The organism is Mesorhizobium sp. CA14, from assembly GCF_020165195.1.
In the GTDB taxonomy this organism is placed as follows: domain Bacteria; phylum Pseudomonadota; class Alphaproteobacteria; order Rhizobiales; family Rhizobiaceae; genus Mesorhizobium.
In genome coordinates, this window is sequence record NZ_JAIUHR010000003.1 from 95,824 (window position 1) to 111,034 (window position 15,211).

General features: G+C 64.7%; 15 protein-coding genes. 10 read left to right on the plus strand and 5 right to left on the minus strand.

The genetic code is table 11. The annotated features are described in order from the left end of the window. The first annotated feature begins 56 nt into the window (after positions 1–56). The 4 genes from LB565_RS04765 to lpxK all read left to right on the plus strand — a co-directional run bounded on the left by LB565_RS04765 (position 57) and on the right by lpxK (position 3,509). Positions 57–302: a DUF4170 domain-containing protein gene (locus LB565_RS04765; protein ID WP_224582024.1), complete on the plus strand. Its 246-nt coding sequence runs from the start codon at positions 57–59 to the stop codon at positions 300–302. Positions 303–307: 5 nt separating this feature from the next. Beyond that, positions 308–1,087 carry a lysophospholipid acyltransferase family protein gene (locus LB565_RS04770; protein WP_224582274.1) on the plus strand — a complete coding sequence of 260 codons (780 nt, stop codon included), beginning with the start codon at positions 308–310 and terminating at the stop codon, positions 1,085–1,087. Beyond that, a complete protein-coding gene (gene waaA, locus LB565_RS04775; protein WP_224582025.1) occupies positions 1,084–2,400 on the plus strand; it encodes a lipid IV(A) 3-deoxy-D-manno-octulosonic acid transferase in 1,317 nt (438 codons plus the stop codon). Before LB565_RS04770 ends, waaA begins: the two co-directional genes overlap by 4 nt. A 74-nt stretch (positions 2,401–2,474) precedes the next feature. Next, positions 2,475–3,509 carry a tetraacyldisaccharide 4'-kinase gene (gene lpxK, locus LB565_RS04780; RefSeq protein ID WP_224582275.1) on the plus strand — a complete coding sequence of 345 codons (1,035 nt, stop codon included), beginning with the start codon at positions 2,475–2,477 and terminating at the stop codon, positions 3,507–3,509. A gap of 27 nt (positions 3,510–3,536) precedes the next feature. Here lpxK and LB565_RS04785 read toward each other — a convergent pair whose 3' ends face one another. After that, positions 3,537–4,412: a glycosyltransferase family 92 protein gene (locus LB565_RS04785; protein ID WP_224582026.1), complete on the minus strand. Its 876-nt coding sequence runs from the start codon at positions 4,410–4,412 to the stop codon at positions 3,537–3,539. 21 nt (positions 4,413–4,433) lie between these two features. Next, positions 4,434–4,667: a DUF2093 domain-containing protein gene (locus LB565_RS04790; RefSeq protein WP_040986608.1), complete on the minus strand. Its 234-nt coding sequence runs from the start codon at positions 4,665–4,667 to the stop codon at positions 4,434–4,436. Between the two features lie 116 nt (positions 4,668–4,783). Between LB565_RS04790 and LB565_RS04795 the strand changes: the two genes are divergently transcribed. Further along, on the plus strand, positions 4,784–5,380 hold the full coding sequence (locus LB565_RS04795; protein WP_224582027.1) for a hypothetical protein: 597 nt from the start codon (positions 4,784–4,786) through the stop codon (positions 5,378–5,380). Between the two features lie 6 nt (positions 5,381–5,386). On the opposite strand, the gene LB565_RS04800 is transcribed toward LB565_RS04795, so the two are convergent. Next, positions 5,387–6,313 carry a LysR substrate-binding domain-containing protein gene (locus tag LB565_RS04800; protein WP_224582028.1) on the minus strand — a complete coding sequence of 309 codons (927 nt, stop codon included), beginning with the start codon at positions 6,311–6,313 and terminating at the stop codon, positions 5,387–5,389. Positions 6,314–6,403: 90 nt separating this feature from the next. On the opposite strand from LB565_RS04800, the gene LB565_RS04805 reads away from it, so the two are divergent. Beyond that, complete coding sequence (locus LB565_RS04805) at positions 6,404–7,297, plus strand: DMT family transporter (protein WP_224582029.1); 894 nt, start codon at positions 6,404–6,406, stop codon at positions 7,295–7,297. Positions 7,298–7,491: 194 nt separating this feature from the next. On the opposite strand, the gene mutL is transcribed toward LB565_RS04805, so the two are convergent. Beyond that, entirely contained in the window at positions 7,492–9,360 is a 1,869-nt protein-coding gene (gene mutL / locus LB565_RS04810) for a DNA mismatch repair endonuclease MutL (RefSeq protein ID WP_224582030.1), read from the minus strand. Between the two features lie 266 nt (positions 9,361–9,626). Then, complete coding sequence (locus tag LB565_RS04815; RefSeq protein ID WP_224582031.1) at positions 9,627–10,529, minus strand: LysR substrate-binding domain-containing protein; 903 nt, start codon at positions 10,527–10,529, stop codon at positions 9,627–9,629. 89 nt (positions 10,530–10,618) lie between these two features. On the opposite strand from LB565_RS04815, the gene LB565_RS04820 reads away from it, so the two are divergent. The 4 genes from LB565_RS04820 to LB565_RS04835 all read left to right on the plus strand — a co-directional run bounded on the left by LB565_RS04820 (position 10,619) and on the right by LB565_RS04835 (position 15,040). Then, entirely contained in the window at positions 10,619–12,169 is a 1,551-nt protein-coding gene (locus LB565_RS04820) for a trimethylamine methyltransferase family protein (protein WP_224582032.1), read from the plus strand. Between the two features lie 64 nt (positions 12,170–12,233). Beyond that, complete coding sequence (locus LB565_RS04825; protein ID WP_224582033.1) at positions 12,234–13,883, plus strand: ABC transporter substrate-binding protein; 1,650 nt, start codon at positions 12,234–12,236, stop codon at positions 13,881–13,883. 91 nt (positions 13,884–13,974) lie between these two features. Then, positions 13,975–14,448, plus strand: a complete 474-nt coding sequence (locus tag LB565_RS04830; protein WP_224582034.1) for a DUF3828 domain-containing protein — start codon at positions 13,975–13,977, stop codon at positions 14,446–14,448. 4 nt (positions 14,449–14,452) lie between these two features. Then, complete coding sequence (locus LB565_RS04835) at positions 14,453–15,040, plus strand: YbjP/YqhG family protein (protein WP_224582035.1); 588 nt, start codon at positions 14,453–14,455, stop codon at positions 15,038–15,040. Positions 15,041–15,211: the final 171 nt, after the last annotated feature.

Sequence of the window (15,211 nt, forward strand, 5' to 3'; positions counted from 1 at the left end):
ATCGGCTGCTTTGGGCTAAACGTTTCACAAAACTCATGAATCTGCGAAGGATCGGCATGGCCGTGGAAGACGGAAAGAAGCAGCTTTTGCACCTGGTGTTCGGTGGCGAGCTGAAAAAGCTGGGTGGAACCGAGTTTCGCGACCTGGACGCGCTCGACATCGTCGGCATCTACCCCGACTATCAATCGGCGCACGCCGCTTGGAAGGCGAAGGCGCAAGCCAGTGTCGACAATGCCCAGATGCGTTATTTCGTTGTTCATCTGCACCGTTTGCTCGATCCAGAATCGAAGGTCGGCATTTGACGTCGATGGAGCATGAAGCGGTGAAAGGCACGACCGGGCGGCGCGCCGCCAGGCGCGGCGGAACGCGCATGCTTTGGCGGCGCATCCGCGAGCCGTTGGCGCAGTCGAGTTTCGTCAAGAACTTCATTGCCAGCCTGTTCGCCTGGTTCCTGCGCCTGATTCGGCTCACCAGCCCGATTGTCGAGGGCTCCACCCAGGTTGCGGGCGGCGCATATGCGCATCTCGAGCCCGGCATCATCGCGCTCTGGCACGGTCAGCATCTTCTCACCCCTGCCTATTATCCCAAGGGCCGGCCGCTGGTCGCCATGGTTTCGCGCAGCGCCGATGCGGAGCTCCAGGCGCTGATGATCGAGAAATTCGGCATCGAGGCGGTGCGCGGTTCCGGCGGCCGCGACAGTTCGAGGCATCTCGACAAAGGCGGCGCCAAGGCCCTGATCGCGCTGAAGAAATCGCTCGTCGCGGGCAAGAACGTCGCCATGATCGCCGACATTCCGAACGGCACGCCGCGCGATGCCGGGCTCGGCATCGTCCTTCTGGCAAGGCTTTCCGGCCGGCCGATCCTGCCCTCGGCCATCGCCACCAGCCGCCGCAAGGTGTTGGAGAAGAGCTGGGACAAGACCACCATCAACCTGCCTTTCGGCCGCTCGGCGGTTATCGTGGGCCCGCCTGTCTTCGTGCCGGCCGATGCCGATGATGCCGAGATGGAGCGCAAGCGGCAGGAGGTCACGGCCTCCCTCAATGCCGCGACGGCCGAGGCCTATCGCCTCGTGGATGGCGGCAAATGAGCGAGCGTTGGGCGCGCGCTGCCCTCACGGCCTACCGCTATGCGGGGGCGGTCGCCTATCCGCTGATCGGTCCCTATGTCGCCTGGCGCGCCTCGCGCGGCAAGGAGGATCGCGCCCGCCGGCGGGAGCGCTACGGCGTTGCCGGGCGTCCGCGGCCGGAAGGGCCGGTGATCTGGATCCATGCGGCCAGCGTCGGCGAGACGATCGCGGTGGTGCCGCTGGTCGAGAGCATCCTCGACTATGGCGTCAACATCGTTCTGACCACCGGCACCGTGACCTCGGCCAAGGTGGCCGAAGAGCGCCTCGGCAGCCGCATCATCCACCAATATGTACCGCTCGATCTCAAGCCCGCGGTAAGCCGTTTTCTTGATCACTGGCGGCCGGAACTGGCGATCATCGCCGAATCGGAAATCTGGCCGATGACCATCCTGGAACTTGGCGCCCGCAATGTGCCCCAGGTTCTGGTCAATGGCCGGCTGTCGGACCGCTCCTTCATGTCCTGGAAGAAGCGCGCCGGCGTTGCCGAGGCGCTGTTCGAGAATCTCGCCCATGTCATCGCCCAGTCGGATGTCGACGGCGAGCGGTTCCGCGCGCTGGGCGCCCGGCCGGTCACCGTTTCCGGCAACCTCAAGGTGGACACCAACCCGCCGCCGGTCGACGAACGGGCCTTAGCCACCCTGCAGCGTCAGATCGGTGGTCGTCCGACCTGGGCTGCGATCTCGACCCATGATGGCGAGGAGGTCGTGGCCGCGGAGGTCCATGCAAGCCTGCATAGGCGCCATCACGGGCTCTTGACCATCATCGTGCCGCGTCATCCCGATCGCGCCGATGCGCTGGCCGCGCAGATTTCCGGCATGGGCCTGTCCGTGGCAAGGCGCAGCAAGGGCGACCGCATCTCCCACGATACCGACATCCTTCTCGGCGACACGATCGGCGAAATGGGCCTTTACCTGAGACTGACCGAGATCGCTTTCGTCGGCCGCTCGCTGACTTCGCAAGGCGGCCAGAACCCGCTTGAGCCGGCGATGCTCGAAACCGCCGTGCTGGCCGGCCGTAACGTGCAGAATTTCCGCGAGGCCTATCAGCGCCTGCTCGACAGCGGCGGCGCGAAGCTGGTGCGCGACCGCGACATGCTGACCGGCGCCGTCAATTTCCTTTTGACCAACGAAGCGGCGCGCCACGAAATGATGGCGGCGGGTGCCGCCACCGTCGACGAGATGCGCGGCGCGCTCGCCCGCACGCTGAAATCGCTGGAGCCTTATATCCAGCCGCTGGTCGTCAAGGCGCGCCTGAAAGGCGCAAACGGGCGCTAGATCATGATGCCAAAAATCGGGACCGGTTTTTGGAAAAGTCCATGCGCGAAGCCGAGACGCATGGGGCAGGCGCGATGACCAGCGAAGCGCCACCCTTCTGGTGGGAAAAGCCGGACTGGCGGGTGCTTGCGCTGTCGCCCGCATCGGCGATCTATGGACTGGTCGCCGGCCGCCGCATGCGCCATGCTCCGCGCGAGAAGGTCGCAGCACCGGTGCTATGCGTCGGCAACCTTACCGTCGGCGGCAGCGGCAAGACGCCGGTCGCCATCGCTTTAGCCAAGCAGGCCAAGCACATGCAACTCACGCCAGGCTTCCTGTCGCGCGGCCATGGCGGCTCGTTCGCCAAGCCGCATGTCGTCGACGCGCATCACGACGCCGCCAAGCATGTCGGCGACGAGCCGCTGCTTCTGGCCGAACATGCTCCGGTCGCGGTGACGGCGAACCGCGCTGCCGGCGCGAAGCTGCTCATCGAAAAACATGGCTGCGACTTTCTGATCATGGATGACGGCTTCCAGTCGGCGCGCGTCCATATCGACTACGCGCTGGTGGTGGTCGACGCCCGCTTCGGCATCGGCAACGGCCGCGTCATCCCCGGCGGCCCGCTGCGCGCCAAGGTCGTCGACCAACTGGTGTTCACCAGCGGCTTGCTGAAGATGGGCGAGGGGACCGCCGCCGATGGCGTCGTGCGCCAGGCAGCGCGCGCCGGGCGGCCGATCTTCCTGGCGCATGTCGAGCCGGCGAACCCGTCGCGCTTCGAAGGTGGCCGCTTCCTTGCCTTCGCCGGCATCGGCCATCCGGAGAAATTCTTCGACACGGTGCGCGGCGCGGGCGGCGAAGTGGCTCAGTCGCGCGCCTTTCCGGACCATCATTTCTACGCCCAGGACGAGTTGGCCGATCTCCTGACGCTTGCCCGGCAGGAGGGGCTGCGGCTCGTCACCACGGCAAAGGACGCAGCACGGCTGCGCCATGGCGCGACGCCCGCCGGTTTCCTCGATCGACTGGATGTGCTCGATATCGAGGCAGTCTTCGAACTCGATCATGTGCCCGAACGCATCGTCGACGAGACGCTCGACGCCTGGCGCCAGCGCAAGATGCGGGGCAGAGCATGATGAGGGGAGGCGAAGAGGCGGCCGCGGCTATCCTGCGCGCCGCATCGTCTGCAGGATCGTCTCGTCGCGCTCGACATTGAGCTTGCTTTCGAAGGCGAAATGCCGATCCCTGTCCCGCAGCGCGGACGTCGAGGCGTCGCCGCGCCGGATTTTCTGGTCGAGGTCGGCGAGAGATCGCGACCAATAGTGGTTGATCCTCAATATATCGAACTGGGGAGGCATGCCGGGCGCGATGGTCCGTCGACGGGTATCCATCCCTTCACCGGACAGGAATTTCGACTGATGGACGCCCACCCTGTAGACCATGCGCGGGTTGAGGATTGTCTTGACCGTCGTGATGTCCGGCCCGGCTCGCATCATATAGGCCTCGACCACTGGCCGTTCCGGCCGCTCGACATGGCCGGAGGAGCCATAGAAAGCTTGCCATACGCAAACGCCTGGCAGATCGCGATACTCCCTCAGAACCGAGGGTACGTCACGTCCGTCGGGCGCGAAAAGAAACTCATCGACGTCGAAGAATCCGATCCACAACGCTTCACGCCAGCGCCTGCGGATACAGTCCCTATAAGCCGACAGCTGCCCCACCGGCCGCGGCCAGTCGACCAGCGTAACCAGCCCCTCCTGGATGAACGGATTCAATACGGCTTTGAAGTCATCGGTCGAGAAGTTGTTGTAGAGATAGAAATGCTCAAATCCCACATTCTGGTGGAACCTGATCCATTCGGCCAGGAACGGCGCTTCCTCGCGGAAGATGGCGCAGGCCGTCAGCTTGTATCGGGGCGCCCTCGACACCGCCCGATCGCGCATCCTCGCGCGCATGATAAGCGGCATGCGAACAAGGGTCTTAAGAGATTTCTTGAAGTTTTTCAATGCAGTACCTAAGCGGTCGAGCTTGGCTGCCACGGCGCCATGGGCTCGCAAGACCTATCCCCGCTTGCGCAATTCCGGGTGCATCTCGATCTCGCGGGCAAGCGAGACCGCCGCGTTCACATAGGGTTCCTGCCGCGCGACGCTCCAATATTTGAGCTCGTCGAGCGGAATGTTCTCGCCCGTCACCGCGCAGCGCACGAAGGAACCGGGACTGGTGACCTGGAAGTCGCCGTCGAGGTAGCGGATCCGGGCTTCCCTGCCGCCCGGGCCTTCGAAACGGTTCATCATGAAAGGGCGCTTGCGTTCATCGGGTTTCAATCGCCACAAATCGCCGGCAACGTCAAGCTTGACGCAATGCTCATCCAGTATGGCTCAAGCGGAAAAATTAATTTCCGGAAGCCGGCATGGACATCACCTCGACCCGCTTGAACGCACTGATCGGTGAAGCGCTCACCCCGCAGCCGGTGCCATCGCCCAAGGCCGATCCGGCGACGGCGGCTTTGATCAGGACGTTGGTCCAGCCGCCGGCGCCCTCGACCGGGCAGGCGGCGCAAATCGCGGCCCAGTCGCTGCAAAGCGCGCAGCCGCGCCCTGCCGCGCAGGCATCACAACGCCTGTCGTCCTCCGAGGCCGAGGATGCCTACCGGGCCGTCATGGAGCTCGATGCCGCCCCCGGCGATGCGCCGGCAAGATCCTCGACGGGCAGGGCGGCGATGGATATCGATCAGCCTCCGCGCGGCGTCGCCCACGCAGCGGTCGCCGACAATACGCCCAGGCCCGCGGCTGCGCCGGCATTGTCCACATTTTCGCCGGCCGTCGCTTCCGCCGCAATGCTGGTCGCGGCCAACGCCAATGCGCCGCAGCCTCGCGGTGCCGCGGTTCGTCCGGCAGGTCACGCGCCGCGATCCGATTCCGTCGCGGTGTCGCTCTGGACGATATCGGTCGTCACGGCAATCGTCTCGGCCGTGACCGCGACGATCATGGTGCTGTTGCTTCGATAAGCTCGCTCAGACGTCGTCCTGAAGGAAAGCCTCGAGCTTTTCCGGAGCAAGCCCTGCCTGTTCTGCAATGCGCCTGGCAAGGTCAGCCGCAGCCGCGCGCGGCCGGCCGACCGGGCGGTCCATCCAGTAAGACACCGGATTGAGCGTAACGCGCTCGTCGACGGCAACGATGCGGCCGGATTGGAGCTGGTCTGCCGTCAGCGGCGGCCGCGCCAGCGCAATGCCCAGCCCATGCGCCGCCGCGTCCAGCACCAGATTGTAGTCCTCGAAACGCCTGTCCTGCGGACGCGGGCGATAATCGACGTCTTGTGCGGTGAACCACGCGCGCCATGCGGACGCGTCGGAATCGTTGATCAGCGGGAACTTCAGCAGCCGCGCAGGATCGCCACGCCCGATCTCCTTGGCGAGCTCCGGCGAGGCGATCGGGAAAATATGCTCCTCGAAAAGCTGCACCGAGATGCGGCCGGGAATACGGCCGCGCCCGCAGCGCACCGAAAGGTCTATCCCTTCGTCGGCGAGATCGGCCTGGCGGTTGTCGACGTCGAGCACGATGCGCAGCTTGGTCGGATGGTTCTCGAGCGCCGCCATGCGCGGCATCAGCCACAGCCCGCTCACTGACGGGATGGAGGCCAGCCGCACCACGGCCGTGCCGCGCGGCTCGACCCAGCGGTCGGAGTTGAACGAGATCAGCGCGAAGGCTTCGGCGGTCCTCAGATGCAGGCGGTTGCCTTCGATCGTCAACGTCACGCCGCGCGCGTTGCGCTCGAACACTTTCAAGCCAAGCCAGTCCTCCAGCTTGGCGATCTGGCGGCTCACGGCGCCATGGGTGAGGTTGAGCTTTTCGGCCGCCGCGGAAAAACTCCCTGTTCGCGCCGCCGCATCGAAGGCGCGCAGGGTTTCCAGCGGCAGTATCTGGTCAGAGCTGTGATCCATCCTCACAGCTGACCTTCGAATTGGTCGTTTGTCAATTAGCCGGCAATGGCGTTCTCTGCATCCATGACGCAGAAAGACGAGGCTACGACAATGAGCGCTTACACCGGCACGTTGAATGAGACACAGCGCATGGACACCGCCGCAGCGATCGCGGTGACGTTGACGGTTATCGGCTGGGCCTCGGCCTTCCCGGCGATCCGCGCCGGCCTTGCCGCCTTCCAGCCGCTGGAGCTCGGGGCGCTGCGCTTTGCCATCGCGGCGGTTCCGGCCGCCCTATTTCTCGCCGTGAAGCGCCCGGCGCTGCCCAGGATCGACGAGCTGTGGCGCTTCGGCTTCGGCGGCGCCATCTTCGTCGCGCTCTACACCGCCATGCTCAATTTCGGCGAGCTGACCGTCTCGGCGGGCGCGGCCGGCTTCATCATCAATGTCAGCCCGATCTTCACGGCCATCATGGCGATGGCCCTGCTCGGCGAGCGCTTCTCAGGGCTCGCCTGGCTGGGCACCGTCATTTCCTTCGCCGGCATCGGCATCATTGCGGTCGCCGACGGGCATGGCCTGCATTTCAACGCCGGCGCGCTGCTGGTGTTGGGTTCCGCGCTCTGCTCCGCCGTCAACACCATTGTCCAGAAACCGCTCTTTGCCCGCCATCATCCGCTGACGATATCCGCTTCCAACATGGTGCTCGGTGCGCTCTGCCTGTCACCCTTTCTGCCGGAAGCGTTTTCGCAGGCGGCGGTCGCTGACACCGCCGGTCTTGGCGCCGTCATCTATCTCGGCATTGTGCCCTCGTTGATCGCCTATGCCGCCTGGGCGACCGCGCTGTCGCGCCTGCCCGCCGCGCGCGCCTCGAACTTCCTCTATCTCGTCTCGCCGACCTCCGCCTTGATCGGCTTCTTCTGGCTGGGCGAAGTGCCGTCGCTGCTCGGCATCCTCGGCGGCGCGCTGGCGCTGGGCGGCGTAATCGTGGTGAATTTGAAACGGTAAGCCGCGGGCTGAATAGCCTTAACTCAAGAAAGAGCCGCTTCGAGCGGCTCCTTTCTTGCCCCCTCATCCGGCCGCTTCGCGGCCACCTTCTCCCCGCCGGGGAGAAGAGGTTGGCGCCGACGCTGAAAGTCTCCTCTCCTCACCGGGGAGAGGTCGGCCGAGCGAAGCGGAGGCTGGGTGAAGGGCTTTGGCGCTCACCGCCGCCCGAACAGCCTTTCGATATCCGCGAGCTTGAGCTCGATATAGGTCGGACGGCCATGGTTGCAGGTGCCGGAGCCGGGCGTCGCCTCCATCTGGCGCAGCAGCGCGTTCATCTCCTCGGCCTTGAGCAGGCGCCCTGACCGCACCGAGCCGTGGCAGGCCATGGTGGCGGCTATTCTGTCCAGCCGCTCCTTCAACGTCTCGACGGTGTCGTTGTCGGCAATCTCGTCGGCGAGGTCGCGCACGAGTTGCTGCACATTGGTCTCGCCGAGCATCGAGGGCGTCTCGCGCACCGCCACGGCGCCGGGACCGAAGCGTTCGAGGCCGAGGCCGAATCTGGCGAGCGTCTCGGAATGCATCGCCAGCCGCTCTGCATCCTCTTCCGGCAGGTCGACGATCTCGGGCAAAAGCAGCATCTGCGACGGCACCGCGCGCGAATGCAGCGCATTCTTCAGCGCCTCGTAGACCAGCCGCTCATGCGCGGCATGCTGGTCGACGATGACGAGCGAATCTCTGGTCTGGGCGACGATATAGTTCTCATGCACCTGCGCGCGCGCCGCGCCCAGCACCATACCGAGCAGCGCTTCAGTCGGCTCGGCCATGCCGGCGCGGACATCGGCGCTGGCGAGCGGGCCGGTGTCGAAGGCCGCCTGGTCGCTCTCCGCAAAGCCGTTTCGTGGCGCCCGTGCTTCGCCCATTTCGAGCGGCCGCTGCGCCGAGCGCAACGGATCGAAGCCTCCCGAGCCGGAAGCGTAATAAGCGGCCTCGTAGCTGCGATGGCCGTTGGCCGGGCCGGGATGCGCGTAGGGCGTAGCCCCCGGCCGGAATGCCGCCATCATGCCGGCGGCACCCGTCGTCGCCGCGCGGATGCCCGCGGCGGCCAGCGCCTCGCGGATGGCGCCGACGATCAGCCCGCGCACCAGGCCGGGATCGCGGAAACGCACATCGGCCTTGGCGGGATGGACGTTGACGTCGACAGTCGAGGGGTCAAGCGACAGGAAGAGCACCGTCACCGCATGCCGGTCTCGCGGCAGCACGTCGGCGAAGGCGCCGCGGATAGCGCCGGCGATCAGCTTGTCACGCACCGGCCGCCCATTGACATAGGCATATTGCTGCAGCGCATTAGCGCGTGTGTAGGACGGGATCGAAACGTGACCTGCGAGGTGAACTCCCTCCCGCGCGGCATCGATGGCAATGGCATTGTCCGGGAAATCCTTGCCCATCACTTGCGCGACGCGGGCAAGCCGGCCCTCCGGCGTGTCGCTGGTTGCCGGCAGTTCCAGCGTCGAGCGGTCGGCGCCGGTCAGCGTGAAGCGGACAGCCGGAAAGGCGATGGCAATGCGCTTCACCACGTCGCTGGTGGCCGAGCTTTCGGCGCGCTCGCCCTTCATGAATTTCAGCCTGGCCGGCGTCGCGAAGAAGAGGTCGCGCACCTCGACCGTGGTGCCGCGGTTCGCTGCCGCCGGCTTCACCGCCGAGACACGCCCGCCGTCGATGCCGATCTCGGCCGCGCTGTCGCCGCCGGCCGTGCGCGAGCGGATCGACAGCCGCGCGACGGAACCGATCGAGGGAAGCGCCTCGCCGCGGAAGCCGAGGGAACGGATATCGTGGATGTCGTGGGAGAGCTTCGAGGTGCAGTGCCGCGCGACCGCCAGCGCCAGTTCCTGTTCGGGAATGCCCGAGCCGTCATCGGTGACGCGGATCAGATTGAGCCCGCCACCCGCCGTGACGACTTCGACGCGCGATGCGCCGGCATCAAGCGCATTCTCGACCAGTTCCTTCACCACGCTCGCTGGACGCTCGATGACCTCGCCGGCAGCGATCTGATTGATCATCGTTTCGGAAAGCTGGCGGATGGGCATGAGGCGATTATAGGCGGATTCGGATGGCGTGGGCAAAAGCTGCGCGTATTATGGAGAGGCTAGCGGGACAGCACCCCCCTCTGGCCTGCCGGCCATCTCCCCCGCAAGGGGGGAGATTGGCTGTGTCATCGCCTCGCTCTTCTGCAACGTACGAGATTGGCGAGGGCCTGCGTCAAGTCTGATCTCCCCCCTTGCGGGGGAGATGTCCGGCAGGACAGAGGGGGGTGTGAAGGATCGCTACGACGGCAATTGCCCGACGATGCAATCTAAGCCTGCGCCACAAGCCAGTCCCTCACCCTGCGCGCATTGTCGCTGAGGTCGCGGTTCTTCGGCCAGATGACATGGAAGCCGATGCCGGTCCGCATCACATGGTCGGTCACCGGCACCAGCAGCCCTGACGCCACCAGCCGCTCGACCAAATGCCGCCATCCGAGCGAGATGCCTTGTCCCTCCATCACCGCCTGGATCACCAGGGCATAATCGTTGATGCGTAGGCCGCGCTCCGCATTGCGCAGGCTGGTTCCGGCTGACGCGAACCATTCGTCCCAGTTCGGCGCCTCGCGATAGGGCTCCTCGAGATGGATCAGCCGGTGCGTTGCCAGTTCCTCGACCGTCTTCGGCTTGCCGAATTTGGCGAGATAGTTCGGGCCTGCGACCGGGAAGATCTCTTCATCGGAGAGCGACAGCGAGTGATAGTCCGGCCAGTCGCGCGGCACGCCGCCGCGCACCCCGAGAGGAATCCCCTCGGCGATGATGTCGAGGTCGCGGTCGGCGGTCTGGATGCGCAGGTCGATGCCCGGTAGCTCGTCGCGGAACTGCTGCAGGCGCGGCATCATCCAGAACGAGCCGAAAGCCGTCGAGGCGGCCAACGTCACGTGCCCGCCGGTCGCCTGCAGGCGCAGGTCCTCCGCCGATTTGCGGATGTGCGACAGGCCGAGCGAGACATCGGCGTGGAAGCGCTCGCCGGCTTCCGTCAGAAGCACCTGGCGGTGGCGCCGCTGGAAGAGCTTGGCGCCGAGCTGCTCTTCCAGGCCGCGAACGGCATAGGAAACGGCGGCCTGCGTCATGCCGAGCTCGCGCCCGGCGGCGGTGAAGCTCGACAGCCGGCCGGCGGCTTCGAAGACGATGAGGCTGCCGGCGGAGGGCAGAAGGTGGCGCAGGCTTCGCATAAGGTGAACTTATACAGAAGATCAGGATTTTCCAGCGTCACAGCCATATTTTGCCTCGCTAACGTGAGTGGCGGGAAGAAGGAGCCTCCATGAACGCACCGGCCGTTGAATTGACCGAACAGACCCACCGCCGCGGCGGCGGCCGTCTTGGCCGCAAGGCACTGAGAACCGCGCCGATCGCGTCCTTCCCGACCCTTGTGCGCAAGATTCCTGCCTATGAGATCGTGCCCGACGAGGCGGTGGAGCTGATCCACGAGGAATCACTCAAGATCCTCGAGGAAGTGGGGTGCGAATTCCGCGACGACGGAGCGATCGAGCTCTGGAAAGCGGCCGGCGCCGATGTCAGGCAAACGCGTGTCCGTATCGACCGCGCGCTGTTGATGGAACTGGTCTCGAAAGTTCCTGCTGAGTTCACGCTCAACGCGCGCAATCCGGAGCGCACCGTGCGCGTCGGCGGCAAGAACTCGATTTTCGTGCCGATGTATGGCGCGCCCTATGTCCGCGACCTCGACAACAAGCGGCGCTACGGCACGCTCGCCGACCTCAACAATTTCCATAAGCTCGCCTACATGGCGCCGGCGCTGCATTCGTCGAGCTCGGTCATTTGCGAGCCGATGGAAATCGCGGTGCCGAAGCGGCACCTGCACATCATCCACTCGGCGCTGAAACATTCCGACAAGCCGTTCATGGGCATCGTGACGTCCAAGGAGCGCGCCGAGGACACAATGGCGATGGCCGGTATCGTCTTCGGCGAGGAGTTCGTGCGCGACAACCCCGTGCTGGTGGCGATCACCAACTGCAATTCGCCGCTGGTCTGGGACGCCACCATGATCGACGCCATGCGGGTCTATGCGAGCAACAACCAGCCGCTGATCCTGGCGCCTTTCGCGCTCTGCGGCGCCTCGACCTCGGCCTCCGCCGTCGGCGCGGTGGCGCAGGTCAATGCTGAGGCGCTTGCCGGCGTGGCTTTGACCCAGCTCATCCGGCCCGGCTCGCCGCAGCTCTACGGCCAGTTCATGGTGACCGTCGACATGAAGACTGGCGCGCCGATGGGCGGCACGCCCGAAGCGGCACAGATGATGTATCTGATGGGCGCGCTGGCTAGGAAATACAAGCTGCCATGGCGCACATCCGGCTTTCATGTCGGCTCCAAGCTCAATGACGCGCAGGCGGGCTACGAGGCGAACATGCTGATGCATGCCGCGATCCTCTCCGGCGCCAATTACATCTGGCATTCGGCAGGCTGGCTGGAGGCGGGCCTCACCTGCGGCTATTCGAAATTCGCCACCGACAGCGAGCAGCTGGTCGGCTGGTACAAATATGCTGGCGGCGTTCCCTTCGACGATTTCAAGGAAGCGATGGCGGCAATCCGCGAGGTCGGCCCGCAAGGGCATTTCCTCGGCACGCAGCATACGCTCGAGCATTTCGAGAGCGCCTTCTTCATGCCCAACATCATGGACTTCAATTCCTTCGAGCAGTGGAGTGCCGAAGGCGCCAAGGACCACGATACGCGCGGCCTCGAAAAGGCGCGCGCCATGCTCGCCGACTACCAGGAGCCGAAACTCGACGAGGGCATCGCCGAGGGTCTCCGGGATTTGATCGCCCGGCGTGAGGAAAAACTGCCGGACAGCGTTAGTTGAGGGATAGCTGCGATAGTTGAAACCAACCGGGCGAAGACCTGAAGAAATCAATGGGAGAAAGAGAATGACACTGTTCAGAAGCAATGGCGACCGGGTTCCGGCCGCTATCGAAGCGATGGCCGAGGAGGCGCGCGCGGGACGCGTCGACCGGCGCGAATTCCTGGCGCTGGCAAGCGCCTTCGGCGCGTCGACGGCTTTCGCCTATGGCATGCTCGGCCTTGCCGCGCCGACCAAGGCGCTCGCCGACGAGCCCAAGAAGGGCGGAACGCTGCATGTCGCGATGTCGGTCAAGGCGCAGAAGGACCCGCGCACGTATGACTGGACGGAGATGGCGAACGTCACCCGCACCTGGCTGGAGCCGCTGGTGCGCTACACGCACCAATTCACCTTCGAGCCGGTGCTGCTCGAAAGCTGGGACGTCAATGACGACGCCACCGAATACACGCTGCATCTGCGCAAGGGCGTCACCTGGAACAATGGCGATGCCTTCAATGCCGATGATGTGGTCGCCAATCTGAATCGCTGGTGCGAGAAGGGTGCTTCCGGCAATTCCATGGCGGCCCGTGTCGGTGCGCTGATCGACACCAAGACCGGCAAGGCCAAGGATGGCGCGATCACCAAGGTCGACGACCATACGGTCAAGCTGAAGCTCAACGAAGCCGATATCGCCATCATCCCAGGCTTCACCGACTATCCGGCCCTGGTCGTGCACCGCGATTTCGACAAGGACGGCGCCGATCCGATCAAGAAGCCGATCGGCACCGGAGCTTTCGAACTGGTGTCCTATTCGGTTGGTCAGAAGGCGGTCGTCAAGCGCCGCGAGAACGGCAAGTGGTGGGGCGGCGAAGCGCCACTCGACGGTGTGGAATTCATCGACTACGGCACCGACTTCAACGCCACGCTGAATGCCTTCGATTCAGGCGAGATCGACCTCGATTTCGAAACGCCCGCCGACTTCATCGACCCGCTCGACAAGATGAATCTGGTGAAATCGGAGGTCGCGACGGCGACCACGCTCGTTGCCCGCACCAACATCACGCATAAGCCCTATGACGACAAGCGGGTGCGCAATGCGCTGCAGATGGCGGTCGACAACAACCAGGTCATGCAGCTCGGCTATAATGGCCGCGGCACGGTCGGCGAGAACCATCATGTCGCGCCGATCCATCCCGAATACTACCCGCTGCCCAAGAAGCAGCGCGATGCCGCCGGCGCCAAGAAGCTGATGGCGGAGGCCGGCCAGGCCGACTTCGAGCATGAGCTGATCACCGTCGAGGACGAATGGCAGAAGAACACCGGCGATGCCATTGCCGGCCAGTTGCGCGACGCCGGCATCAAGGTGAAGCGCACGGTGCTGCCGGGCTCGACCTTCTGGAACGACTGGACGAAATATCCTTATTCCATGACCATCTGGTACATGCGCCCGCTCGGCGTGCAGGTGCTGGCGCTCGGCTACCGCACCGGCGAGGCCTGGAACGAGACGGCCTACTCCAATCCGGAGTTCGACGCCAAGCTCAAGGAGGCGCTGTCGCAGATCGACGTCGCCAAGCGCAAGGAGGTGATGAAGGATGTCGAGGCGATCCTGCAGGATTCCGGCGTCATCATCCAGCCCTTCTGGCAGAAGCTCTATTGCCACATGAACAAGAAGGTGAAGAACTATTCGATGCACCAGACCTACGAAATGGACTTCCAGAACGTCTGGCTGGATGCCTGAGCGCGCCTGGACTTCATGAGCCGCAAAAAAGGCGATATGCAGGATGCGTGACGGCGAGCTTGCCGCCACGCACCGAACCCGGAGATCCTGCATGAAGCCGATAGTGCTTGCCGCTGTCCTTTCGATTGCCTTGCCCGGCGCCGCGTTTGCCGGGCCGGCTTCCAACGCCGTGAAGTTCTTCTATGTGCCTGCGGTGAAGTTCGAGGCGGACGCCAAATACCGCGACCGTTTCACCGAGCCGGTCACCAGGCTGTTCGAAGCCAACGACAAGGCGCAGAAGGAGAAGCCCGACGAGGTGTCCTGCATCGATTTCGACCCCGGCCTCGACGCCCAGGATTTCGATCAGAAGACCCTATCGAAGACGCTGAAGCTCACCGAGGCCGTCAATGGCGATACCGCCGAGGTGACGGCAAGCTTCAATCTTTTCCCGGAAGGCGATGACTCCAAACGCGAAATGGTGTGGTCGCTGAAGAAAGTGGACGGCAAGTGGAAGATCGCCGACATCACCTCCAAGACCAGCGACTGGAAGCTCAGCGCGCTGGCATGCGGCACCTCGACGGAGTGACGCCGTGCTTCGCCGTCTCGTCCTCGCGCTGTCGAGCTTGTCGATGCTGGTCGCGGGGCTGAGCGGCGGCGCCTGCGCGCAGGGGCTCTTCGGCTCGCCGCCGCCAAAAGCCTCACCCGACGACAATGCGCCGGATGCGGCGCCGCCTGCCACAACCCCGACGCCGCAAACCGCGCCGGCCGAACCGGCGCCTGCCGCGCCCGTCCTGCCAGGATCGCCGACGGCGGTGGTCAAGCCATTCTACGAGCATCTTGGTCTCGAGCTTGCTCCCGCCCAGCGCAAGAACTTCGTCGATCCGGCGAAAACCGTGCTCGACAAGAGCGACGCGCTGCGCGCCTCGGGGCAGGGCGAATGCCTCGACCCCAACATGGCGCTAGACAATGCCGACTATGACAAGCTCGCCATCGACCGGAGCCTGCGCACCATCGAGGCGGTCAATGGCGACGGGGCCAAGGTGGTGGTCGCCTTCGTCGTCGAGGGCGACCAGCACCGGCTGGAATGGAAGCTGAAGAAGGTCGGTGGCGCCTGGAAGGTCTCCGATCTTCTGTCGGTCACCGGCGAATGGGCGCTCAGCCAGTACCAGTGCGAATGATAGTGGTGATTGAAGATCAGGGCTGGCGATCCTTCGCGCCCCCCTCTGGCCTGACGGCCATCTCCCCCGCTTGGGGGGAGATCAGATGTCACGCCGGCTTTCCCCAATCTCCGACGTTGCAGGATAAGCGGGACGCCGAAGCTGCCAATCTCCCCCCTTGCGGGGGAGATG

Coding starts and splice junctions, on each gene's coding strand:
- LB565_RS04790 (WP_040986608.1), bottom strand. CDS start 4,667: ATGATGAACCGTTTCGAAGGCCCGGGCGGCAGGGAAGCCCGGATCCGC.
- LB565_RS04765 (WP_224582024.1), top strand. CDS start 57: ATGGCCGTGGAAGACGGAAAGAAGCAGCTTTTGCACCTGGTGTTCGGT.
- LB565_RS04795 (WP_224582027.1), top strand. CDS start 4,784: ATGGACATCACCTCGACCCGCTTGAACGCACTGATCGGTGAAGCGCTC.
- lpxK (WP_224582275.1), top strand. CDS start 2,475: ATGACCAGCGAAGCGCCACCCTTCTGGTGGGAAAAGCCGGACTGGCGG.
- LB565_RS04800 (WP_224582028.1), bottom strand. CDS start 6,313: ATGGATCACAGCTCTGACCAGATACTGCCGCTGGAAACCCTGCGCGCC.
- LB565_RS04830 (WP_224582034.1), top strand. CDS start 13,975: ATGAAGCCGATAGTGCTTGCCGCTGTCCTTTCGATTGCCTTGCCCGGC.
- LB565_RS04815 (WP_224582031.1), bottom strand. CDS start 10,529: ATGCGAAGCCTGCGCCACCTTCTGCCCTCCGCCGGCAGCCTCATCGTC.
- LB565_RS04820 (WP_224582032.1), top strand. CDS start 10,619: ATGAACGCACCGGCCGTTGAATTGACCGAACAGACCCACCGCCGCGGC.
- waaA (WP_224582025.1), top strand. CDS start 1,084: ATGAGCGAGCGTTGGGCGCGCGCTGCCCTCACGGCCTACCGCTATGCG.
- LB565_RS04825 (WP_224582033.1), top strand. CDS start 12,234: ATGACACTGTTCAGAAGCAATGGCGACCGGGTTCCGGCCGCTATCGAA.
- mutL (WP_224582030.1), bottom strand. CDS start 9,360: ATGCCCATCCGCCAGCTTTCCGAAACGATGATCAATCAGATCGCTGCC.
- LB565_RS04770 (WP_224582274.1), top strand. CDS start 308: ATGGAGCATGAAGCGGTGAAAGGCACGACCGGGCGGCGCGCCGCCAGG.
- LB565_RS04805 (WP_224582029.1), top strand. CDS start 6,404: ATGAGCGCTTACACCGGCACGTTGAATGAGACACAGCGCATGGACACC.